Genomic DNA, 22,517 nt, shown 5'->3' with positions numbered 1-22,517 from the left:
CTTCGCCGTACCGGGCCGGCCGCCCGGAACCCATCTGCTGTACGACCTGTACGACACAACTCCGAGGTGGCTCCATGCAATTGCTCATCTGCGGTATACACCGTTCCGGCACGAGCGCTGTGGCGCACATGCTCTCCGAGTCGTGCCGGCGGACCTTGCTGGAGGATCCCGACTGGGCCATGACGGGCCGTCTGGTCGACGTCACGGCCCCCGCGGAGGAGCTGGCACGGTGGGACATCCTGAAGTGCCCGCGGATGACCGAAGTGCTGCCCGCCGCGCTGGACGCCTACCCGCAGGCCCGTGCCGCCGTGATGGTCCGTGACCCCCGTGACGTGCTGTGCTCGATCCTGGAGAAGGTGAACGCCGGAATGCCCACCCGGATGCTCGAATTCTCCCGCCTGGGCGTTTCGGAGACCGGCGCGGCCGGCTTCGCGCAGGCGTACGTCACCTACGCCCGCACCATCCTCAGCGCACGTGCCGCCGCGGGCGCCGAGCGCGTGCACCTCATCCGCTACGAGCAGTTCTGGACCGACCGGCCGGCCGGGATCGCCGCCCTGGCCGCCTGGCTCGGCTGGACGTCCGACCGCGAGGTCTGTGAGTCGATCCAGTCCCGTCAGCTCGGCCCGTTCCACACCAAGCACCCAGGCGATCAGTCGATCAAGGGGGCGGGCCGGTGGCGCACCGAGCTGAGCGGGGCCGACCAGGCCGCCCTCGGACCCGCCCTGGATGCCTACACGAGCCTGTGCGAAGCGGCCCGGTAGAGCGGTCGTGAGGGCGGGCCCGGCAGGGCGGCAGGCCGCTACCGGCGGATGTCCACCACGTGCTTCCCGGCCGGGTCCACGCCCGTCCTGGCCGCGTCGTTGAGCAGCTCGGCCAGGACGGGCAGAGTCACCCGGCCGACGATGAGCTCCTCGACATGGCTGGTGGTCCAGGGAAGCGGCGCCGCCAGCACCGCGCCGGCCGTGGTGAAGTCGGCGCCGGTGGCGCCGTGCGTCCCCACCACCAGGGCGCGGCGCCCGCCCCGATCCAGCTCCAGCGTCTGCTCGCCGCGGCGGATGCCGTCCAGCAGCAGCCGCGTGCCCGGCACCTGCCAGTCCGGCCTGATGCCGCCGAACAGGACGAGACGTCCGCCATGCGCCGGCAGCAGGTTCCAGGCGCTGTCGAAGGTGCTGCTGTCAAGCGACGCCGTGGTCACGACCACGGTGCCGAAGGTGCGCGTTCCCACCTCACGGCGGGGGATCTTCGGCACGTCCCGCAGCAGCGCCGTCGGGGAGAGGGCGGCCAGCCGCTCGGGACTCCTGTTGATCAGGGTGACCCGGCATCCGTTGAGCCTCAGCAGCACTGCCAGAAGGACTCCCGCGGTTCCTGCCCCGATGATCGCGACATCGGAACCGGGGAGGACGTTGGCCGCGCAGTGGACGGTGCACGCGAGGGGCTCGGTGAAGACCGCCCGGTCGTCCGGCGTGCCGTCGGGCACGGCCGGCAGGGCGGCGCGCAGCTGCTCGGGCGGTCCGGTCAGAAGTGCCGTCTCTCCGAACGCGGTTGTCCGGGTCACCGGGACGTGGGGGTCCAGGCACACCCGCAGGCCGGGCGGGAAGTCGTCCGAGCTGCTGCTGTGCACCAGGGCGACCATTTCGTGGCCGAAGTCGGCCCGCACGTCGCGGCTGCGGCGGACCTCCTTGAGGTCCGAGCTGCACAGGCCCACGGTGTGCGGGCGGACCAGCACCCATGACGGGGACGCCGGGCGCGGCCACGGGCGGGTGGTGAGCCGGACCCCGCCGGGCACCAGCTCCAGGCTCCTGCTCCGGCGTTCACCCATGGCGGCCGCCGTCGGGGAAGCGGACGACGACCTTGACGATCTCGGAGCCGTCGGCGGCCCGGAACTGCCCGTCGAGCCGGCGGTTGATCACGTCCACCGCGTCCTCGGGGCCCAGCTCGTGGGTGATGAGGCCGCCGTACCCGCCGGGATCCGCGCGGAGGACCGATTCCGCCGCGCGCAGCTGGGCCGACGAGGTGCCCCGGTGGCCGGTGAGCACCAGCGGTTTGCCCTCGTGCGAGACCGCTTTGAGCAGGCCCAGTTCAGGATCGATCCCGCCGCAGACGTTGTGCCGGCGCACCCGGCCGACCGTGGCGTCGGTGAAGGTGGGAGCCGCTGCCGCCGCGTCGAGCGCCGTGACGAGCACCATCGTCCCGCCGGACCGCAGTGTGTCCGCCGCCTCCCGGACGGCGCTCGCCATCGACGGCCGTGGGGCGCAGACGACCGCCACGTCGAGTGGCCGCGGCGCGCGGTGGCCGGTCACGGAGAGGCGGACGGGCGCGAGGCGGGCGTGGTTCTCCACCCAGGCCAGGCGTTCCGGCCGCGCCTCGACCAGTTCGACGTCGTGTCCCTGGTCAGTCGCCCTCCGCGCATGGAGCAGCCCGATCGGGCCGGCGCCCCAGATGCCGACGGACAGGGGGCCGGCCGGGGCCGAACGCCCGATCAGCTCCCACGAGTAGAGGACGGTGCCGAGCGGCTCGCACAGCGTGAGCACGGCCGTCGGGTCCAGCGGCCGGACCTCCTGCAGCGCGCCGGGCGGCAGCTCCGGTCCCAGGGGGACCCAGCTGCGGAGCAGGCCGTCGAAGCTGTGGCCGAGTACCGAATCCTGGTTGCGCACGTCGACGGGGTTGAACACGACCATCCGGTCGCCGCCGGGAACGCCGTGCAGGATCCCGATGCCTTCGTGGCCGAGCACCCCGGCCACGTCCCCCCGGTGACCGGCGCCGATCTGGACGTCGGTGCCGCAGAGTCCCACGGCAAGCATCGACACGTACGGCCGGTCGCCGGGTGGCCTTTCCATCGGTTCGATCCGGACCCGGTGCCCGGAGCGGACCAGTTGCCACCCGGTCACGACACCACCTGCCACTGCCGGGCCTGCAGGGCCGCCAGGGCCTCGCCCAGTTCCGCCTCGGTCACGTCGTCGACGAACACGGCGCGGCCGATGTCCTGCAGCAGGGGCAGGCGTTGGCGGCCGTCGCGGTGCAGGCTGGTGTTGGCCAATGCCTCGACCAGCAGGTCGAGGGTCATCTCCCGGTGGGTCATCGGCAGGCCCAGGTCGGCCAGGACGCGGATGATGCGGTCGGCGACGGCCGGCGGCAGGAGGCCCCGGTTCCGCGAGAGCATGACGGTGACGGCGAGGTCGATGGCGACGGCCTCACCGTGCAGGAGCGCGGGCCGAAGGCGCATCTCCAGGGCGCCGGAGAACGAGTGCCCGATGTCGGCGAGCCGCTCCAGCCGGTCCTCGCAGAGGTTTCCGACGAGTTCGCCGAGCATGGCCGCGATGCTGCGCTCGATGACCTCGGACTCCACCTGCGGGTCCGGCGTGCCCGCCGCCAGAGCGCGGCTGTGCGTGTCGAGGAGCTCAAAGAGCGCCGCGTCGGCCACGAGCGCTATCTTGACCGATTCGCCGAGGCCGCAGCGGTACTCGCGGGGGTCCAGCGTGCGCAGGAACCCCGGGTCGATGACGACCCGGCTCGGACGGGAGTAGGTGCCCAGCCGGCTCTTGTTCCCGCCGTAGTTGATCGCCGTCTTGACCCCGATGCCCGCGTCGATCATGCCCAGCAGGGTGGTGGGGACCTTGACGTACGGAGCGCCCCGCCGGTAGACGCTGGCGGTGAAGCTCACGAGGTCGAGCAGCACGCCGCCGCCCACCGCGATGACCGGTTCCGACCGGCGCAGCAGACCGAACCGGTCGAAGGCGTCGACCAGGTCGGACACCGCCGCCAGGCTCTTGCTCGACTCGTCCACGTCGAGCACCAGCGTTTCGAGGGCGACGTTCCCCGCTCCGGCCGTCAGCGCGTCCGTCAGCGCGTCCCCGTAGAGCTCCCACACCCGTTTGTCGGCCACGACGAGCCGGCGTGCGGCGCCGTGCGTGCCCAGGCCCGCCGCTTCCCGCAGCCGACTCCGACCGGAGGCGAGCATGTCCGGGGCCATGACGACGCTGTAGGACTTCGGGTTGTCGCCCGGCACGGTCCAGCTGCGCGCCCCGACGGCGCCGGAGCGGGCGAGCCTCCCAGCTCCTCGCAGTGCGGGCTCGGCTCCGGGTGGGGCGACCTGGATCCTGTCGGCCAGTGAGCCCGGCCGTCCGTAGAGTCCCGCCGCGTCCATCCGGGCGGTCAGGCACTCCAGGTAGTCACCGCCTAGGCCAGCGGCCACGCCGCCGGTGAGGACCACTCGGTCGATCTCGGCGTCGGTGCTGAGAACCGACAGCAGCGCGTGCGCGAGCGGCCGTGTCACGGCTTCGAGCACGGCGCGCGCCCCTTGCTCACCGCCGGCCACCGCCTGGGCGAACTGGCTGGTGAGCGAGGCGTCGGCGGCCAGCCAGGGCGTGCCTTCGGCGGCGAGCAGCCGGAGGATCCGGTCGATGCCGCGGCCCGATGCGTACGAGCTGAGGTGCCCGGTCGCACCGCAGTCGCAGGGCAGCACGATCTCCCGTGTGCCGATGCGGAATTCGGCCGGCAGGTGCCCGATCTCCCCCTGCAGGCCGGTGTCCGCGTTCGTGGGGACCCTGCCGGTGCCGACCTCGATGGTCCGCAGCCCGATGCCGCTGCCGACGACGACCGCGGCCAGCCGCCGCAGGTTCTGCGCGTGCGGCTGCGCCGCCAGCGCCACCGCGGTCGCCGTGACGTCGTTGGCGACCGTCCACCGGAACTCGGGCGCTGCTTCCCGCAGCGCCCCGACGGTGTCGAACCTGTGCCCGGCCCCGTCGCCCCAGAGGGGGCCGGATCCCACCGTCATGCCGGTGCGCGCGTCGATCGCCACGCCCAGCGAGACGCCGACCGCGCTCACCGCATGGCGGCGGGCCAGCCGGCGCGCATCGGCGACGATGAGGTCCACGAGACGCCGGTGCAGCGCGGCCGCCCCCTCCCCCGGGCAGCTGGCCCAGGACGGCGCCGTCCGCACGGCGAGGTCGTGCAGGCGGTCGTCGCCGTCCAGCACCGCCGAGCGCGCGTGGGTGCCGCCGACGTCGAAGACCGCCACGGTGTCGTTGGTCGTCATGAGCGCACCCGCATCATTTCCAGTGCCTCCCCGAAGCGTTCGGCCACGAGCTTGGCGTCCTCGTGGGTCAGGATCAGGGGCGGGCGCAGTTCGATGGTGTTCCCCTCGCTGTGCTCGGACACCCGGGTGATGACCCCGCGCTCCATCAGCGCCGCGTGCAGCGCCCGGGCCAGGCGCGGCGAGCGCGACCCGTCCGGTTCCGACAGTTCGATGCCGAGCATCAGCCCCAGGCCGCGTACGTCACCGATCTCCGGGTACGTGCGGCCGAGGTCGAGCAGGGCGGCCTTGAGGGCGGAGCCGACGGTGCGGACGTTCTCCAGGAACTCCGGCCGGCGGACCTGCGACAGCGTGGCGATGGTGGCCGCGGCGGCGATCGGGTGGCCGCCCGAGGTGAAGCCGTGCAGAGACCGGTCCATGCCGATGAGCCGTTCCTCGGTGATGATCGCCGCCAGCGGCAGACCGGACCCGCTCAGCCCCTTCGACACGGTCATCATGTGCGGCTCGACGCCGAACGCCTCGGCCGCCGTCAGGTAACCGGTGCGTCCGAACGACGTCTGGGTCTCGTCGAAGATGAGGACGATGTCCCGCTCGTCGCAGAACTCCCGGAGCCGCTGCAGGTATCCGGGCGGGGGGACGATGTTGCCGCCGGCGCCGCTGATCGGCTCGATCAGCATGGCCGCGGTGCTGCCCGTACCGGCGTACCTGATGAAGTCGTCGATGCGGTCGATGCAGAGGTAGCCGCAACTGTCGGGCTCCTGCCGGTAGAAGCAGCGCAGACAGTAGGGGTCCGGGACGTTGACCGCCCTCGGGTAGACCGCCGGGAACGGCGCCCGCAGCTGGGACATGCCGTTCAGCCCGCTGGCCGCGAGCGTCTGCCCGACGTGTCCGCGGAACGGCACGATGACGTCGCGGCGCCCCGTGTGCAGCTGGGCGATCTTCACCGCCCCTTCCGTGGCGGTCGAGCCGCCGCTGCTGCGGAGGTTGACCCGGGTGAGGTTCGCCGGGCTCAGCTCGACGAGCAGTTCCATCACCCGGTTGGAGACGTCGGTCTGGAACATGGAGCTTGCGAAGAGCAGCTCGTCGGTCTGCCCCTTGATGGCGGCCACCACGTCCGGGTGGTTGTGCCCGAGGGAGAGGTTGAAGGTTCCTGCCGCGCAGTCCAGATACTCACGCCCGTCGGCGTCCCAGACCCGCAGGCCACTCCCGCCGACCAGCCGGGCAGTGCCCTGCTTGTAGTAGGCGGGCGGAGGCGGGGGTGATTCTTCGAACGCGTCACTCATCGGGAATCTTTCTTTCTCGGGTGAACAGGCAGGTGACTTGACGGCGGATCGCGTCTGATCAGCTGCGTCATGAGAGCGAGAGCGCGCCGGAGCGCGTGTTGCGCCGAAGGGTCAGCGTCAGGCCCGTGTAGGCGAGGACCGCCCAGCCGAGTGCCACGGCGAGCTCGCCCGCCACGAGTCCCACGGGCAGCGGCCGGCCGGCCGCCAGTTCCCGGATCGCCTGCAGGCCGTGGCGGACCGGCAGTAGCTGACCGATGACGCCCCAGGGTCCGCCGGCCGGCGGCGGCGTGTTCACCCCGGCGAGGGCCAGGATGATGATCGTGGTGCTCGCGGTGAGGTACATGCGGCTGCCCGGCCTGCGCAGGCTCAGGCTCGCGAGCGCCAGGGACATCGCGTAGGCGCAGAGCGCGAGCAGCACCTCTATGGCGAGGATCCCCGGCAGTGCGCCCGAGTGCACGGTGCCCGGGATCAGCACCGACATGATCGTCAGCACGGCGCACGAGGTGATGATGCCGTCCGCCACCCAGTACAGCCCCCGGGAGGCGATGACCAGCAGGGGGTTCGCCCGGCTGACGAGGAGGTACTGGAGGGTGCCCGACCTGCGTTCACCGACGCTGGACGAGACGACCCCGAGCGTCCCGAGCGGGCCCAGGACGGCGGCGTTGCCGAGCGCGATGTACGCCTCCGCCCCCGGATCGGCCATGAGCTTGCCCAGGGTGGCGAAGAACAGCACCTGGCAGGTGAGCCTCAGCAGCCAGCCCCCGACCCAGGACCGCCAGGTGAACATCGCCCGATAGTCGTGATAGCTGCTGATCACCCCGTACCCGATCTGCCGGGCCGCTGCGGAGAGCCTGGCCGAAGTCCGTTCCTGGCTAGTCATACAGCGACACCCCTCCCGCCCTGACAGTCGTCAGGACCCTTCGCAACGCCAGGAATCCCACCAGCACTTGGGCCGCCACCAGTACGGTGAGCACGCCCAGCGAGCCGAGCGGGGCCGGTGCACCGGCGACCTGCAGGGCCCGCAGCACATCGGCGCTCCATGACAGGAAGAAGCCACGGGCGATCCACCGGAGCGGCTCGGGCAGCGTGCTGGCCGGCAGGATGAGGCCGCCGAGGAGGTAGACCGGGTAGGTGAGGGCGTTCTGCAGTGTCCTGGCTCCCCGGACGAGGACCATGAGACAGCTCACCAGCAGCGCGGCGCCGGCGACGCCCACGGTGGTCAGGACGACCGTCACCAGGCTCAGCGGCACCGAGCCGAGTGTGACCGGGAACCCGAAGGCGAAGCGGGCGATGAGCAGGGCCTCGGCGAGAACGGGGATCGCCAGGGCGGTGGTGGAGAACACCCGGACCGAGAGCGCGGCGGTGTAGGCGCCGGGCGTGAGCATGGATGGCTCCAGCGTCCCCTCGTGGCGGTCGTCGTCCACCACTTCGGCCGCGACGAAGACGGCGTGCGCCCACATGCTCATGAGGAACGCGCCGATCGCGGTCTGCGTGGCGAGTTCCTCGTGGTGATGGTGCCGGAGCACGGTGAAGAACACGACGCAGTACAGCGGCAGCACGGCCAGCGGCGCGAGCAGGTTGGGGTCACGGAACAACAGCGTGAGGTGGGTTCTGGCGTACACGAGCATCAGACGGCGAACTCCCGGTCCGCGATGATCGTCCGGTACACGTCCGCGAGGTTCGGCGGGGCCATCGCGAGCTGCCGGACCCCGGCACCGGCGAGAGCCAGGAGCACCTGGTTCGCCTCCTCCTCGCCCACGACCCTGAGGGTGAGGTCGCCGTCGGTCCCGTCGATGCCGGACACGCCGGGGAACGCCGCCAGGCGGGAGCGCAGATCCTCCGGGACGCCGGAGGCGGTCACCATGCGCGGCGCGTGGAGATCGGCGAACAGCTCCTCCGTGGCTCCGGCGCGGACGATCCGTCCCCCGTCGACGAGGGCCACCCGTGCGCACAACTCCTGGGCTTCCAGCATGTCGTGTGTGGTCAGCAGGATCGTGACGCCCGAACCCTGCAGCTCCCGGACCAGCCGCAGGAATCCCGCGCGGGCGTGCGGGTCCATCCCGTTGGTCGGCTCGTCCATGATGAGCACCTGGGGATCGGAGACCAGGGCGCGGGCAAGGTGGACGCGTTGCACCATGCCGCGGGAGAAGGTCTCCACCCGGTCGTCGACGCGCGCCACCAGGCCCAGGCGCTCGATCACCTCGTCGGTCCTGCGGTCGGCCTCCTTCCGGCGCAGCCCTTGCAGGGCCGCCCAGTAGCGCAGGTTCTGCCGTGCGGTGAGCCGCCGGTACAGACCCCGCTCGCCGCCGAGGACCAGTCCGACAGCGCGCCGTACCTGTTTGGCCTGACGTGCCACGTCCCATCCGGCCACCTGGGCCGTGCCCCGGGTGGGCAGCAGGAGCGTCGCGAGGATCCGGGCCAGTGTCGTCTTCCCCGCCCCGTTGGGGCCGAGCAGGCCCACGGTCTCACCTTCGGCGATGGAGAAGGTGACCCGGTCGAGCGCGGTGACCTCCTGACCCCGCCGGGTCCGGAAGGTCCGGGTCAGCTCGTGCGCGGTGACAATCGCCATGCTGTCCCAGCCTCTCAGTCGGTGTCCGCCGTCGAAGCCGGCCACGGGGCGAGCGTGGCCAGTTCGCCGCGAGCGGCCTCGTAGCGCTCGGGGTCGACAAGCTCCGATGGCACCAGCAGGAAGTCGGCGATCGGTGTGCGCAGCAGGACGTCGGCGTCGACGTGGTGCTCGACGGCCTGCCTCAGGTCGCCGAGGCGCAGCCGCTCGGCCAGCTGCATCCCGTAGAGGGGCAGCCCCGCCGCGCGCCGGGCCCCGAGTTCGTCCTCCACGTGCGGCACCCCGGGGCCGTCGGCCCTGCGGGCCGACTCGGTCTGCGCGGCCGGCCACAGCAACTCCGCCAGCTGCCGGGGAAGGCCGCCCGCCAGTGCCGCGTGACGTTGCGCCAGCTCGCACAGCTCCAGCAATTCGGGAGCGAGCAGGTACGCCTCCGCGGCGGCCGCCACGAGTCCCGGTGCCGGTGCCGTCGGCGAGTTGAGCGCGCAGGTGAGGTCGAGGAGGTCCTTGGGGTCGAACTCCCGCTGGAACCGCTCCTCGGTGATCGCCAGGAGATCGGCCAGCCACTGGTCCGCGGGCTGGGCGGGCCGCATCGGCACGACGCCGGGCTCGCCGCCGTAGGCGAAGGTGGTCACCTCGACCCGGAAGTTGGGGGTGAACTGCGGATCGGCGGCGGGCCACCCCACGGAGACGTAGAGATGCCGCTCGTCGCCATGCTGGAGGAGCGACAGCATGGGATCTTCCACGGGGAAGCGCCGCGCCACGCTGCCGATCACCTGCCAGAGCGTGTCCTCGTCCTCCGCGACCACGTCGAGGTCGCCGGACGGGCGCAGCCAGCCCTCGGGGTAGTGCCGCGCCAGGGAGGGCCCCTTGTGCACGGTGACGCCGCGCATGGCACACAGCTCACCGCCCAGTTGCCGGTAGCCGGCCGCCCTGCGGCGGGCGCGGTGCAGTTCCTCCGCGTGCCCGGGGCCGAGCGGGATGCCTTCCGTCTCGGCGGCCGACAGCACGATGTTGGCGAACCCGCCCCGGAGCGCGCGGGAGGCGTGGACGGCGTCCGCGAGCGACGCGTCCCGTTCCACGCCGAGCAGGTCGTACAGCACACCGAGGGTGGGTTCGTGCGGGGCGTGAGCCGTCATCGCTGTCCTCCTACGCCAACGTTGATTCGTGCCCGGGAGGCGACCTGGTACCGGAAGACCGGCTGCCAGCCGCGGGCCTGCAGTGAGGCGACGACCTTCACGCCGGGGTCGGTCTGCGAGCCCGGTGAATGGACCACGTTGCCGATCAGGGGGAGGCTTTGCGCGGCGGCCTCGGCGGCGATGACACGTACGAGCCGCTCGGTGGCCGCCGCCCGGTGCTCCGCGTGGTCGATCAGGATGTCCACGAGCTCGACGAACGGTGTGCCGCTGACCTCGTCCGTCTCGTCTGCCAGCACGGTGCCGTGCCCGATCGGCTCCTGCATGTCGTCCGCCCATGCGAGGTAGGAGCGGCGGCTCGGGGCCCGCATGATCTCCTGCGTGCTCAGCTCGACGGCCGGCTCGACCACCACGCGGCCGAGGTCGGCCGATCCGTCACGAAGGGCGCGGGAGATCCAGGACGCGACCCGGCCGTCGTGTTCGCCGCTGTCGCTGCGGGTCACCCTGACGCCGCCCGCGACCGGAGATGCCGGAGCGGCGGGAGCGTCGTAGCGCAGATAGGTGAGCATGGGCTCGAACAAGGGGCCCGGTTCCTGCTCGCCTGCCGTGCGGACCACCACGCTCCGGCAGTCCGGGAAGCGGCTGACCAGTGTGCGCAGCAGCGGTGAGGGATGGCGCAGCAGTTCCGGGGCGGCGAAGGCGACCAGGCACTGCTGCGCACCGGACACCGGATCCGTGGACATGCCTGCGACGTAGGGCGAGCCGTCGAGTTCGAAGAGGCACCCGGCCTCGTCGGCCTCCGCCAGGTACTGCTCGCTCGCGGAGAACGGTACGGCCGGCGCGTTCACGATGCCTCCGGGCGGACGACGGCGACCAGCCCGTCCGACAGCTCCGCGGCTGCCGCGGCGACCTGGTCGGCGCGCACCTGCCGCAGCGCCTCCAGTTCATCGGCGGGATCCCAGGGCCGCCCGGTGAGGGTCTGCCATTCCACCAGTTTCGTGGCGTGTTCCAGCGGGTCCTCGGCCGTGGTCACCACCTCGAAGCCGGCGAGCCGGACGGCCGAGGCCAGGTCGGATTCGCGGGGGCCGTCCTGGGCCACGGTCCGCAGCAGCTGCCGGATGATGTCGAGCACCTCCGGTGCGTTGGCGGGCTCGCATCCGACGAGCATTCGCCACGCGCCGCTGTCCTTGTAGGAACGGGACCACGTGTGGAACGAGTACGCCAGGCCGCGTTCGTTGCGCAGCTGGTCGTAGAGCAGTGATGCGGGGCTGGAGCCCAGCAGGTGGCTGAGGACGGTGTACGCCGGGCTGTCCGGGTCGTCGGCGCGCGGAGCCCGGCCGCCGACCATCAACCAGCAGAATTCGGTGGGCCAGTGGGCCGGCGCCGTCGGGCTGACCGGTCCCGGCGCCGGCTGTGGTGCGGCCGCGGTTCCCGCCCGCCGTAGGTCCGCCAGACCGGCCTCCTCCAGCGCGGGCAGCAGCGTCTCGGCCGTGAGTCCGCCGACGCACGACACGCTCAGCGGGTGTGTGGACAGCGCCCGCGCGTGCGCGTCGCGCACGGCCTGCACGGTCAGGCTCTCGATGCCCTCCGGCGTCCCGCCCACGGCGGAGCCGAGCGGGTGTCCGTGGAACAGCTCCGCCAGGAACGTCTCCTGCACCGTGTCGGCCGGGTCCGCCGTGGCGGCGGCCAACTCCTGCAGCACGACCCGGCGTTCGGCGTCCAGCGCCGCTTGGCTCAGCGCGGGCCGGAGCAGCGCCTGACACATCAGCGCCGCGATCTGCGCCGCGTCCTCGGTGAGCACCCTGGCGTGCAGGACGAGCGAGCCCGGAGCGGTCGTGGCATTGCACTCGCCGCCCAGGCGCTCGATCCGCTCGCTCAGCGACGGCCCGTCGCCCAGAGGAGCCGCCATCAGCAGGTGTTCCAGCATGTGGGCCGTGCCCCGCCGGTCATGGCGGCCCCCGAACCCCAGCCCGATCGCGATTGCGGTCGTGCGGCGCCCGGGCTCATTGCGCACGAGCACGGGCACGTCGCCGCACAGAAGTCCCATGCGTGAATCTGTCACAATCGCACCTGTCGTTCACGGCCACACGGGCTTGTCGAATCCATTTCCACGCGACTGGGGCCGCGGGCGTAATGCCCGCGGCGCCCAGCCTGGCGTCACTTCGCCTTGTTGGCCTTCACCTTGTCCAGAGTCGGACGAAGACCGCTCTTGTGATTGCGGGTCATGTTTTTTCACCTCCCTTTCCCTTCTGCGCAATGGGCTTCACTCGGACCGGCGCGACGGTCCGACACCGTCCCGGGGTTGCGGCAGCTACCCCGATCGGCCAGTGGAATCACAACAGAGGATGATTCACAGGGCGTTGACAGGTGATAAACAAACGATTGATCAGCAGGTGATCAAGCTGCCGGCGCCGCGGATCGGGTCGTGCACACTCATCGCCGACCTGCCCGTCCGGGCCTGCGACGATAAGGAGACCGCCACCGCCGCGGCGCCGGCCGGACGCCCGTGGATCTTTCTGACTGTCCACCAACTACATTTCGCAAGGCTGGAAATGATTGGAGTTATGGATATTCTGGGGGCGGGAGACGATCGGGCACCGACTTCACTTGTGCTCATCAGCGTCCTTATGGCAGCAGTCCACAGCCACAGCAACAAAAGAGTGGTGTGAATGAGTCAGTGTTCCGAGGTGCTGGGAGAAACAGGCACCGGCCCATCCCACGATCCGGACGACGCTGCGCGGCGCATACGGTTCAGCGTTCTCGGGCCGTTCCGTGCGTGGCGCGGGGAAACCGAACTGGACCTGGGCCCCGCCCAGCAACGGGCGATGCTGGCGGCACTCGTCCTGCAGGCGGGCCGGACGGTCTCGGTTGACGAGCTGGTCGACTCCCTGTGGGGCGAGGAGCCCCCGACCAGGTCGGTGGGCGTGCTGCGCACCTACGCCTCACGGCTGCGGCGCGTGCTGGAGGCCGACCGTTCGCACCCGGAGGTCCTCGTGTCGGCGAGGGGCGGCTACCTGCTCCGGCTGCCGTCGAGCTGCCTGGACGCCGACCGTTTCCAGGAGCAGGTCACTGCCGCCGAACAGGCCCGTGCGGCGGGTGACACCTCCGGCGCAGAGACGTTCTTGCGGAACGCGTGCGCCATGTGGGAGGGAGTCCCACTGGCCGGTCTTCCCGGCCCGCTCGCGCAGATGCACCGGGCCCGGCTGACCGAGCAGCGGCTGGCCGCGGTACGGGTCCGCCTGGAGGTGGAACTGGAGCTGGGGCGGCACGATGCGATCGTCGGCGAACTGACCGCGCTGGTCAGCGAACACCCCCTGCAGGAGTCGCTGCGCGAACTGCTGATGCTGGCGCTGTACCGCAGCGGGCGGAAGAGCGAAGCCCTGGGCGTGTTCGCCGATCTCCGGCAGGCGCTGGCCAACGAACTGGGCATCGACCCGGGCCCCCAACTGCGCGACCTCCAGCAACGCATTCTGCAGGGCGATCCGGGCCTGTCGGCGCCCCTCACCTCGGTATCCAGGAAGGCGGGCAAGCAGACGGGCCGCACGCGTACCCGCCCGGCGCAACTTCCCGCCGATATCACCGACTTCACCGGCCGGGAGGAAACGGCCCGGCTTTTGCGCACCGACCTGACCACCGACGGCGCGGGCATGCCGCTGGCGCTGGTGTCGGGTATGGGCGGGGTCGGCAAGTCCGCCCTCGCCGTTCATGTCGCCCAGGCCGTACGCGACCGTTTCCCGGACGGGCAGCTCTATGCCGATCTGCGGGGCGCCGGTGATTCCCCGGCCGATCCCGCCCAGGTCCTCGCCGGTTTTCTGGGCTCCCTCGGTATTGCCGAAGCGGCAATACCGGAGGGAATCGCGGAACGGTCGGCCCTGTTGCGCTCGCGCCTGGCCGACCTCCGGGTGCTGATACTGCTGGACGATGCCCGCGACAGCGCCCAGATCCGTCCGCTGCTCCCCGGCTCGTCGTCCTGCGCGGTCCTGGTGACCAGCCGGGCCTGGCTCACCGGAATACCGCCGTCCCTGCTGGTGAAGCTCGAACCCTGGCCGTACGACGAGGCGGTGGCGCTGCTCACCCGCATCGTCGGGGACCAGCGCGTCGCAGCCGAACCCTCCGCGGCCCGGCAGATAGCGGAGGCATGCGGGTTCCTGCCCCTGGCGGTACGGACCGCGGCCTCCCGGCTGGCCTCCCGGCCCGCCTGGCGGCTGTCTCAGCTGGCCGGCCGGCTGGCCTCCGAACGCTACCGCCTGGCCACGCTGGAAGCCGGCGATCTGGCCGTCGAGGCGTCCTTCCGGCTCAGCTACGAACAGCTCGACGAGCAATCCGCGCGCGCCTTCCGGCTGTTAGCCCTCCCCGACGGCCCGGACGTCTCCTCGGCCGCCGCCGCGGCCCTGCTGCAGGTGCCCGAGCATGACGCCGAACGGCTGGCCGAGGCGCTGACCGACCTGGGCCTGCTGTCCTGTCCGCATCCCGGCCGTTACCGCTACCACGACCTGCTGCGGCTGTTCGCCGGCAAGCTGGCCGACGAAATCGACGGGCCCGCCGCGCAACACGCCGCCTTCGAACGGCTGCTGCGCCACTACCTGGCGACGGTGGCCGGCCTCTACCGGGTGATCAGGCCCGGCTACCCTTTCCCCGACCTGGTGTCGCCCGGGGTGCCCGAGCGGGTGTTCACCGACCCACTCGACGGAATCGACTGGGTGCAGGCGGAGATCGCCGCCGTGCTCGCGGTGGCCCGGCAGGCCCTGCGGGAAGCCGGCACCTCGATGCCGGTGCTGGCCGATCTGGTGCTGGTGCTGATCCAGCTGGTCGACCTCGGCAAAGAGATGCCGGCGCTGTGCACGCTGGCGCGGCGAATCGCCGAGGCCGCGCGGGCGGCCGGACTTCCCGACTGCGAGCTGCGCGCCCGGTACACCCTCTTCTGGGCCTTGCGGGAGACCTTCCGCACCCAGGAAGCACGGGCAGAGGCGGAGCAGGTGGTCGCACTCTGCCAGCGGGCCGGCCAGGACGCGCTGCTGGCCCCCGCGCTGGTGGGGCTGGCCCTGACGAACGTGCACCACAGTCCCGACGAGAAGGTCGCGGCCTGGTGCGACGAGGCCGTGGCACGGGCCGCCGCACTCGACAACCGGTCGAGCCAGGCATTCGTCGAGGGCATGGCGGCCATGGTCGACATCGCGATCGGACGACCGGAACAGGCCCGTCACCGGACCGAGCGGAGCCTTCAGGTGTTCCGTGAACTCGGTGATTTCCTCGGCCAGATCCACATGCTCTACGCACGGGCCATGGCGCTGCACGGCCTGGGCCGCCTCGGTGAGGCGTACCTGGACTACGAGGAGTGCCTGGACGCCCTGAACGCGCTCGGGTCCCACGACAGGATCCCCGGCGTGATGGTCGCCCTGGCACAACTGCACCGCGCCGCCGGGCGGCCCGCACAGGCGGTGAGCGTGGCGGAAGCAGCACTGGCCGCAGCCAAGGAGGTGGGGCTGGACCAGCGCGAGGCCAGGGCGCTGACGGTCCTCGGGCAGGCCCTCTGCGACCTGGGGCAGCGCGACTGCGGCCACGCCCACCTGCGGGACGCCCTCGCCATCTTCCACCGGCTCGGTACCGGTGAAGCCGTGCAGGTCCAGATGCTCCTCGCCGAGGAGAAGGTCCCCGGCACCGGTGAGTGAGCACCCGTCCGGGCCGGGCGCCGGACCGCCGGGTGCGCCGCCGACGCCCACACCCTGCTGACCGAAAGAGGACTCGCGTGACCATCGCCGCAACAGACACGGCACCGGCCGGCACCAGCCGGGCGCTGTCCTGCCTGGACGTCCTGGAGTCCGAGGCGGTGCACATCTTCCGCGAGGTGGCGGGTGAGTTCGAGCGGCCGGTGATCCTCTTCTCCGGCGGCAAGGACTCCATCGTCATGCTCCACCTGGCCCGGAAGGCGTTCACGCCCGCACCGGTGCCCTTCGCACTGCTGCACGTGGACACCGGGCACAACTTCCCGGAGGTCATCGCCTACCGCGACCGCACCGTCGCCCAGCACGGCCTCCGGCTGCACGTGGCCTCGGTGCAGGACTTCATCGACCGCGGTGTGCTGCGCGAGCGCCCGGACGGCACCCGCAACCCGCTGCAGACCGTCCCCCTGCTCGACGCGATCGAGAAGAACCGTTTCGACGCCGTCTTCGGCGGCGGCCGACGGGATGAGGAGAAGGCCCGCGCCAAGGAGCGGGTGTTCTCGCTGCGTGACGAGTTCGGTGCCTGGGACCCACGCCGCCAGCGTCCCGAGCTGTGGTCGCTCTACAACGGCCGCCACGCCCCCGGCGAGCACGTGCGGGTCTTCCCGCTGTCCAACTGGACCGAGCTGGATGTGTGGCAGTACATCGAGCGTGAGGGCATCGACCTGCCCGGGATCTACTACGCCCACGAGCGCGAGGTCTTCTCCCGGTCCGGGATGTGGCTGACCGCCGGCGAGTGGGGCGGCCCCAGGGACGGCGAGCAGGTCGAGACCCGCATGATCCGCTACCGCACCGTCGGCGACATGTCCTGCACCGGCGCCGTGGACTCCGACGCCACCACCATCCAGGCCGTCATCGCCGAGATCGCCACCAGCCGCCTCACCGAGCGCGGCGCCACCCGCGCCGACGACAAGCTGTCCGAGGCCGCGATGGAAGACCGCAAGCGCGAGGGGTACTTCTAGCCATGACCACCGCCCTGCTGCGCTTCGCCACCGCCGGCTCCGTCGACGACGGCAAGTCCACCCTCGTCGGCCGCCTCCTGCACGACTCCCGATCCGTGCTCGCCGACCAGCTCGAAGCCGTCGAACGCGTCTCCCTGGGCCGCGGCCGGACCGCACCCGACCTCGCCCTCCTCACCGACGGCCTGCGCGCCGAACGCGAGCAGGGCATCACCATCGACGTCGCCTACCGCTACTTCGCGACCCCGCGGCGCCGGTTCATCCTCGCCGACACCCCCGGCCACGTGCAGTACACCCGCAACATGGTCACCGGCGCCTCCACCGCCGACCTCGCCGTCGTCCTCGTCGACGCCCGCAAGGGCATTGTCGAACAGACCCGCCGCCACGCCGCCGTCGCCGCCCTCCTGCGCGTGCCCCACGTCGTCCTCGCCGTCAACAAAATGGACCTCGTCTGCTACGCCGAACCCGTCTTCGCCACCACCGCCGAGGAATTCATCGCCTACGCCACCGACTTGGGCATCCCCGATATCACCGCGATCCCGCTCTCCGCACTCACCGGCGACAACGTCGTCGAACCCGCCACCCACATGGACTGGTACGACGGCCCCACCCTCCTCAAGCACCTGGAAACCGTGCCCGTCAGCCACGACCTGACCACGCGCCCGGCCCGCCTCCCCGTCCAGTACGTCATCCGCCCGCAGAGCGCCGAGCACCCCGACTACCGCGGCTACGCCGGGCAGCTGGCCTCCGGCACCCTCCGCATCGGAGATTCCGTCACCGTGCTGCCCTCCGGCCGCACCACCACCATCACCGGTATCGACGCGCTCGGCGAACCCGTCGACACCGCCCGGGCCCCGCAGTCGGTGACCGTGCTGCTCGCCGACGATGTGGACGTCTCCCGCGGCGACCTCATCGCCGCCCACCCGCTTCCAGCGCTCACCCGCGATGTCGAGGCCGCTGTCTGCCACCTCAACGAGCGCCCGCTGCGCGCCGGGGACAAGGTGCTCCTCAAGCACACCACCCGCACGGTCCGGGCCCTGGTCAGGGAGGTCTCCCACCGGATCGACACCGACACGCTCGAACAGCGCTCCGGCGCCGACGGGCTGAACGTCAACGACATCGGCCGCGTCGTCCTGCGCACCGCCGAGCCGCTGGCCCTCGACTCCTACACCGACAACCGCCACACCGGGTCCTTCCTCCTGATCGACCCGGCCGACGGCACCACCCTTACCGCCGGCATGGCGGGCGGGCGGTGCTTCCCGTTCCGAGGTGACCGCACCGATGCCTGAGACCCCCCGCCGCATCGCCGTGGTCGGTGCCGGAGCCTCCGGCACCCTCACCGCAGCACAGCTTCTCCGCAGAGCCGCGGCGCTCCAGGCTGACCTGGAGGTGTGGCTGGTCGACCCGGCCCCCACCACCGGAGACGGCGTCGCCTACGCCACAACCGCCGCGCACCACCTGCTCAACGTCCCCGCCGGCCGGATGAGCGCCTACCCCGACGCACCGCACCACTTCGTCCGCTGGCTGGCCCGACGCGCCCCAGGCGCCCACACCGGTGACGACTACGTCCCCCGAGCCCTCTACGGCGAATACCTCGCCGACGTGCTGGCCACTGCGGTGTCCGGGCCCGGCCCCGGACACCTGCACCGCGTCCACGAACGGGTCGTGGGCGCACGTCGGACCGACCACGGCGTAACCCTCACCCTCGGCTCCGGCAAGGCCCTGCCCGCGGACGCGGCCGTCCTCGCCCTGGGCAACCCTCCCCCCTGCAATGTCTGGGTCCCGCCCGCCCTGCGCCATTCCCCGCGCTACCTGCCCGATCCCTGGACCCCAGGCGCCCTCGAACGCCTGCCGTGCGACGGCGACGTCCTCCTCGTCGGCACCGGACTGACCATGGTCGACATCGCCCTCACCCTCAGCCGCACAGGCCGCGCGGTCCAGGCGATCTCCCGGCACGGCCTGCTCCCCCAGCCCCACGCCGAATCGCCGCTGTCCGCGGCTCCCCCGCCGTCCATCGACCCGGGCGCGGACATCCGCCGGATTCGCCGGGCTCTGCTGAGCCACATCTCAGCCTGCCGCCGCACCCACGGCGACTGGCGGGTGGGAATCGACAGCCTCCGCCCCGTCACCACCGAACTCTGGCAACACCTCTCCCCGGCCGACCAGGCCCACTTCCTCCACCACGACCAAAGCCTCTGGAACACCCACCGCCACCGCATCCCACCCGCCAGCGCCCGAGCCCTGCGCGACGAAATCGACGCAGGCCGGATTCAGGTCGCCTCGGGCGAGATCACCGACGCCATTCCCACCCGGGATTCCGTCCAGATCCGTCTCCGCGACGGCCGCACGCTGAGCGTCGGTGCCGTCGTCAACTGCACCGGGCCCCAGGCAGATGTACGCCGCATGGACGACCCGCTCGTCGCCGGTCTCCTCACCACCGGCCTGGCCACCCCCGACCCCACCGGCCTCGGCCTCCACACCACCCCCTCCGGCCGCCTGAACCCAGCCGATGGCACCGCCCCGGCCGCCCTCTGGACCCTCGGACCGCTGCGCCGCGGCGCGTTGCTCGAATCCACCGCCGTCCCCGAGATCCGCGTCCAGGCCCACGCCCTCGCCGCCACCCTCCTCGCCTCCGAGAGTGGACTTCACATGTCCCTGCCGCACAGATCTGCCTTCGCCCCGTCCGGCCCGCCGGAGCATCAACTCGCTTCCGGCGAACCGGCATGACGGCTGCCCGGCGGCAGGGAGACCCGGCCGTGCGGCAGGCGTCGGCCCCGTAGGGCCGGGGCACCCACCCCTTCAGCAGCTCAGCGCCGCTCTGATTCCTGTACCACCAGCAGACGAAGAATCTGCTGGTGGTCCTCTGCCTGACCCACGGCAGTCACGCAACGTAGCTCGCAGCGCCTCAGATGATCTTGCTTCTGACGGTGCCCTCATCCCGCTGCATGTGCCTTTCCCTGGGGAGAATCTGGGGAGTTCAGGCGGCGCTGGGGAGCGCGTGGGCAGCTAGGTGGACGACTTCATGATATAAGTACCGAGATCGTCGGCCTCGACGATTCCCGGGAGCGAGCCGCCCTCACGCAAAGGCGTGACATAGCGCGTCGCAATGACTTCGGTCAACATCCCCACAGGCCACGGCAGCCACTCGCCGCTCGAAATTTCTTTTGTGTCCGGTCCTGTACCGGCACTCAGCGCTGCGCAAAAACTCTTCGCGGCAAGGCCTTTCCGATGAAGTGCGCGGCGTGAAGTCTCCGGCCCGAGTCACTGGCCTGAAGCCACTGGCCTGAAGCCACCGCCGTGGAATCCCGGCATGTCTGCATGGCATGCGGGGATCACCGCAACCGGGCCGTCGCAGCCCGGACCACACCGTCCTGGAGGACAGCACCATGACCAACTCCGCTGATTTTCCCCGTCAATTCGCGCGCAGCCGGCGTTTCTCCCTAGGGGTGCCGCGGCATTTCACCGTCTCGCCCGACGGCCGCCGTGTGCTCTTCGTCCGTACCGGCTCGGGCACCGATCCCGTGGGCCGGCTCTGGCAGTACGAGGACGGCAGGGAACGGCTGTTGGCCGATCCGGGCCTTCTGGTGGGCTCCGGCGCCGGGGCGGTTCCTGAGGAGGAGCGGCTGCGCCGGGAGCGGGCCCGCGAGCGGTCGGTGGGTGTGGTGTCGTACGCGACCGATGACGCCGCCCGCTTGGTGGCGTTCGCACTGTCGGGTGCCCTGTGGGCGGTGCGTACGGACGGTGGCGCGCCGTTCCCCGTCCCGGCGGCGGGCCCGGTGGTCGACCCCCGCCCCTCCCCCGACGGCCGGCACATCGTGTATGTGAGCCGCCGCTCCTTCCACATCGTCGACCTGGCCGGTGCCGACCGCCGGCTCGCCCACGCGGAGGGACCGGAGGTCTCCTACGGGCTCGCCGAATACGTGGCGGCCGAGTCCATGAACCGGCTGCGTGGCTACTGGTGGGCACCGGACAGCCGCCACCTCCTGGTGGCCAGGGTCGACACCAGCCCCGTGGAACGGCGTTACCTCGGCGATCCCGCCGACCCGGCGAAGCCGCCGCGGACGATTCCGTATCCGGCGGCTGGTACCCCCAACGCCGAGGTCTCCCTGCACCTGCTCGCTCTGGACGGGGAGCGCATCGCGGTGAACTGGGACCGCGAGGCCTATGAGTACGTCGTCGATGCGGGCTGGGACGCGCACGGCCCGTTCCTCGCCGTGCAGAGCCGCGACCAGCGCATAGTGCGGACCCTCGCGGTCGATCCGGCGACCGGCGCCACCGAGGTGCTGCACGAACGGACCGATCCCGCCTGGGTGGAGCTCGTACCCGGCACCCCGGCCCGTACCGCCTCCGGCGCGCTGGTGCTCCCCGAGGACGACGGCGACACCCGGTATCTGACCATCGGCGGCCGACGGGTCACCCCGGAGGGGCTGCAGCTGGACGCGGTCCTCGGGGTCGAGGGGGACGGGGTGCTGTTCACGGCGAGCGAGGACCCGTTGGAGACCCATGTGTGGCGCCACCGGCCCGGTCACGGCAACCGACGGCTGAGCCGGGGCCCGGGACGGTACACGGGCGTGGGACGGGGCGGCACGGTCGTGGTCGCGGGCCTGACACCGCGGGGTCATGAGGCGGGTGTGGTGCGCGATGCGGAGCCGGACCCGGCGACGGGCGCAGGGATGGACACGGCGACGGGCGCAGGGATGGACACGGCGTCGGACGCGGGCACGCCGTACGGGGTCATCACCTCGCTCGCCGAGGAGCCGGCGGTCACCCCACGGCCGGTCCATCTCACGCTCGGCGAACGGGAGTTGCGCGGCGCCCTGTATCTGCCGTCGTGGCACAAGGAGGGCACCGGGAAGCTGCCGGTGCTGCTCGACCCCTACGGCGGGCCCGGCCTCCAGCTGGTGGGGCGGGTTCGCGGGTGGTTCTCCTGTGTGTCGCAGTGGTTCGCCGAGCAGGGCTTCGCGGTGCTGGTCGTCGACGGGCGCGGGACGCCGGGGCGGGGACCTGCCTGGGAGAAGGCCGTGCACGGCGACCAGCTCACGCCGGCGCTGGAGGACCAGGTGGACGCGCTGCGGGCGGCCGGGGCACGCTGTGGCGATCTGGATCTGACGCGGGTGGCGATCCGCGGCTGGTCGTTCGGCGGCTTCCTGGCGGCGGCCGCGGTGCTGCATCGGCCCGATGTCTTCCACGCGGCGGTCGCCGGCGCCCCGCCCACCGACCAGCGGCTGTACGACACCCACTGGAAGGAGCGGTTCCTGGGCCACCCGGACAAGCAGCCGGAGAACTATGTGCGCTCCTCCCTGGTCGGGCACGGCCATCTGCTGAGCCGCCCGCTGCTGCTCGTCCATGGGCTCGCGGACGACAATGTGGCGGCCGCGCACACGCTGCGCTTCTCGGCGGAGCTGCTGGCGGCGGGCAAGCCGCACAGCGTGCTGCCGCTGCCCGGCGCCACGCATCTGCCGGCCGACGACGCCGTCAATGAGCAGCTGCTGCACTTCCAGCGGGACTTCCTGCTGGATGCCTTGGCGGAGCGCGCCGCCCGGGGCTGACCGCGCGGTTTTCCCTTCGTCGCAACGATCGCGACCGGTATTGAACGCGCCCGGCCGTCCCTCCGTATGGACCCTGTGCAACGTCCTTGGAACACCTCACGCACCGAAAGCACCAGGAACCGGAGGCACACCATGGCTCGACAGGCAGCGTCGGAGCGGACGGAGACCGAAGCGATGACGGCGACGGAGGAAGCGGACGCAGCGGAGCGGGCGGGGCGCGGGACGGCGCGGCGGACCGTCGTGGCCGCGGTCGGCGCGGCCGGGCTGACGGCGGC

17 protein-coding genes and 1 pseudogene are annotated in these 22,517 nt (G+C 71.7%); 7 read left to right on the top strand and 11 right to left on the bottom strand.

The window, feature by feature from the left end; all coding sequences use genetic code 11:
* Positions 1-74: 74 nt before the first annotated feature.
* Positions 75-761, top strand: a complete 687-nt coding sequence (locus tag DY245_RS43600) for a sulfotransferase family protein (RefSeq protein WP_181924119.1) — start codon at positions 75-77, stop codon at positions 759-761.
* A 38-nt stretch (positions 762-799) separates the two neighbouring features.
* On the opposite strand, the gene DY245_RS43595 is transcribed toward DY245_RS43600, so the two are convergent.
* The 10 genes from DY245_RS43595 to DY245_RS43550 all read right to left on the bottom strand — a co-directional run bounded on the left by DY245_RS43595 (position 800) and on the right by DY245_RS43550 (position 12,061).
* Positions 800-1,819 carry an alcohol dehydrogenase catalytic domain-containing protein gene (locus DY245_RS43595; RefSeq protein ID WP_128512663.1) on the bottom strand — a complete coding sequence of 340 codons (1,020 nt, stop codon included), beginning with the start codon at positions 1,817-1,819 and terminating at the stop codon, positions 800-802.
* Complete coding sequence (locus DY245_RS43590) at positions 1,812-2,888, bottom strand: MDR/zinc-dependent alcohol dehydrogenase-like family protein (RefSeq protein ID WP_128512662.1); 1,077 nt, start codon at positions 2,886-2,888, stop codon at positions 1,812-1,814. The genes DY245_RS43595 and DY245_RS43590 overlap by 8 nt, the downstream gene beginning before the upstream one ends.
* Positions 2,885-5,035: an ROK family protein gene (locus tag DY245_RS43585; RefSeq protein WP_128512661.1), complete on the bottom strand. Its 2,151-nt coding sequence runs from the start codon at positions 5,033-5,035 to the stop codon at positions 2,885-2,887. The genes DY245_RS43590 and DY245_RS43585 overlap by 4 nt, the downstream gene beginning before the upstream one ends.
* On the bottom strand, positions 5,032-6,315 hold the full coding sequence (locus DY245_RS43580) for an aspartate aminotransferase family protein (protein ID WP_128512660.1): 1,284 nt from the start codon (positions 6,313-6,315) through the stop codon (positions 5,032-5,034). The genes DY245_RS43585 and DY245_RS43580 overlap by 4 nt, the downstream gene beginning before the upstream one ends.
* A gap of 67 nt (positions 6,316-6,382) precedes the next feature.
* Entirely contained in the window at positions 6,383-7,195 is an 813-nt protein-coding gene (locus DY245_RS43575; protein ID WP_128512659.1) for an ABC transporter permease, read from the bottom strand.
* On the bottom strand, positions 7,188-7,943 hold the full coding sequence (locus DY245_RS43570) for an ABC transporter permease (protein ID WP_128512658.1): 756 nt from the start codon (positions 7,941-7,943) through the stop codon (positions 7,188-7,190). Before DY245_RS43570 ends, DY245_RS43575 begins: the two co-directional genes overlap by 8 nt.
* Positions 7,943-8,884, bottom strand: coding sequence for an ABC transporter ATP-binding protein (locus tag DY245_RS43565; protein ID WP_128512657.1), 942 nt, complete (start codon positions 8,882-8,884; stop codon positions 7,943-7,945). The genes DY245_RS43570 and DY245_RS43565 overlap by 1 nt, the downstream gene beginning before the upstream one ends.
* A 14-nt stretch (positions 8,885-8,898) precedes the next feature.
* The gene (locus DY245_RS43560) at positions 8,899-10,017 is read right to left on the bottom strand and encodes a hypothetical protein (RefSeq protein WP_128512656.1); all 1,119 of its coding nucleotides are present in this window, start codon (positions 10,015-10,017) and stop codon (positions 8,899-8,901) included.
* A complete protein-coding gene (locus tag DY245_RS43555; protein WP_128512655.1) occupies positions 10,014-10,862 on the bottom strand; it encodes a hypothetical protein in 849 nt (282 codons plus the stop codon). The genes DY245_RS43560 and DY245_RS43555 overlap by 4 nt, the downstream gene beginning before the upstream one ends.
* On the bottom strand, positions 10,859-12,061 hold the full coding sequence (locus DY245_RS43550) for a M16 family metallopeptidase (protein ID WP_128512654.1): 1,203 nt from the start codon (positions 12,059-12,061) through the stop codon (positions 10,859-10,861). Before DY245_RS43550 ends, DY245_RS43555 begins: the two co-directional genes overlap by 4 nt.
* Before the next feature lie 280 nt (positions 12,062-12,341).
* Between DY245_RS43550 and DY245_RS43545 the strand changes: the two genes are divergently transcribed.
* From DY245_RS43545 to DY245_RS43525, 5 genes are all read left to right on the top strand, one after another.
* A complete protein-coding gene (locus DY245_RS43545) occupies positions 12,342-12,683 on the top strand; it encodes a hypothetical protein (protein ID WP_128512653.1) in 342 nt (113 codons plus the stop codon).
* Positions 12,684-15,683: an AfsR/SARP family transcriptional regulator gene (locus DY245_RS43540; RefSeq protein WP_128512652.1), complete on the top strand. Its 3,000-nt coding sequence runs from the start codon at positions 12,684-12,686 to the stop codon at positions 15,681-15,683. It abuts the gene before it with no gap.
* A 77-nt stretch (positions 15,684-15,760) separates the two neighbouring features.
* Positions 15,761-16,696: a sulfate adenylyltransferase subunit CysD gene (gene cysD, locus DY245_RS43535; protein ID WP_128512651.1), complete on the top strand. Its 936-nt coding sequence runs from the start codon at positions 15,761-15,763 to the stop codon at positions 16,694-16,696.
* Positions 16,697-16,698: 2 nt separating this feature from the next.
* On the top strand, positions 16,699-17,982 hold the full coding sequence (locus tag DY245_RS43530; protein ID WP_128512650.1) for a sulfate adenylyltransferase subunit 1: 1,284 nt from the start codon (positions 16,699-16,701) through the stop codon (positions 17,980-17,982).
* Positions 17,975-19,420 (top strand): FAD/NAD(P)-binding protein, encoded by a 1,446-nt coding sequence (locus DY245_RS43525; protein ID WP_128512649.1) that lies wholly within the window; start codon positions 17,975-17,977, stop codon positions 19,418-19,420. Before DY245_RS43530 ends, DY245_RS43525 begins: the two co-directional genes overlap by 8 nt.
* Before the next feature lie 291 nt (positions 19,421-19,711).
* Here DY245_RS43525 and DY245_RS48605 read toward each other — a convergent pair.
* Positions 19,712-19,816 (bottom strand): annotated as a pseudogene (locus tag DY245_RS48605) (HipA family kinase); the annotation flags it as partial.
* 263 nt (positions 19,817-20,079) lie between these two features.
* Between DY245_RS48605 and DY245_RS43520 the strand changes: the two are divergent.
* Entirely contained in the window at positions 20,080-22,242 is a 2,163-nt protein-coding gene (locus tag DY245_RS43520; RefSeq protein WP_128512648.1) for a S9 family peptidase, read from the top strand.
* Positions 22,243-22,517: the final 275 nt, after the last annotated feature.

Origin of the sequence: Streptomyces inhibens, from assembly GCF_003389455.1 — a bacterium.
Classification (GTDB): Bacteria; Actinomycetota; Actinomycetes; order Streptomycetales; family Streptomycetaceae; genus Streptomyces; species Streptomyces inhibens.
This window is presented reverse-complemented; position numbering and strand designations above follow the sequence as displayed.

Excerpts from the sequence above, each read along its gene's own strand:
- DY245_RS43550 (WP_128512654.1), bottom strand. The coding sequence starts at position 12,061 with ATGGGACTTCTGTGCGGCGACGTGCCCGTGCTCGTGCGCAATGAGCCC.
- DY245_RS43585 (WP_128512661.1), bottom strand. The coding sequence starts at position 5,035 with ATGACGACCAACGACACCGTGGCGGTCTTCGACGTCGGCGGCACCCAC.
- DY245_RS43570 (WP_128512658.1), bottom strand. The coding sequence starts at position 7,943 with ATGCTCGTGTACGCCAGAACCCACCTCACGCTGTTGTTCCGTGACCCC.
- DY245_RS43600 (WP_181924119.1), top strand. The coding sequence starts at position 75 with ATGCAATTGCTCATCTGCGGTATACACCGTTCCGGCACGAGCGCTGTG.
- DY245_RS43575 (WP_128512659.1), bottom strand. The coding sequence starts at position 7,195 with ATGACTAGCCAGGAACGGACTTCGGCCAGGCTCTCCGCAGCGGCCCGG.
- DY245_RS43525 (WP_128512649.1), top strand. The coding sequence starts at position 17,975 with ATGCCTGAGACCCCCCGCCGCATCGCCGTGGTCGGTGCCGGAGCCTCC.
- DY245_RS43580 (WP_128512660.1), bottom strand. The coding sequence starts at position 6,315 with ATGAGTGACGCGTTCGAAGAATCACCCCCGCCTCCGCCCGCCTACTAC.
- DY245_RS43530 (WP_128512650.1), top strand. The coding sequence starts at position 16,699 with ATGACCACCGCCCTGCTGCGCTTCGCCACCGCCGGCTCCGTCGACGAC.
- DY245_RS43565 (WP_128512657.1), bottom strand. The coding sequence starts at position 8,884 with ATGGCGATTGTCACCGCGCACGAGCTGACCCGGACCTTCCGGACCCGG.
- DY245_RS43540 (WP_128512652.1), top strand. The coding sequence starts at position 12,684 with ATGAGTCAGTGTTCCGAGGTGCTGGGAGAAACAGGCACCGGCCCATCC.
- DY245_RS43520 (WP_128512648.1), top strand. The coding sequence starts at position 20,080 with ATGACCAACTCCGCTGATTTTCCCCGTCAATTCGCGCGCAGCCGGCGT.
- DY245_RS43560 (WP_128512656.1), bottom strand. The coding sequence starts at position 10,017 with ATGACGGCTCACGCCCCGCACGAACCCACCCTCGGTGTGCTGTACGAC.
- DY245_RS43595 (WP_128512663.1), bottom strand. The coding sequence starts at position 1,819 with ATGGGTGAACGCCGGAGCAGGAGCCTGGAGCTGGTGCCCGGCGGGGTC.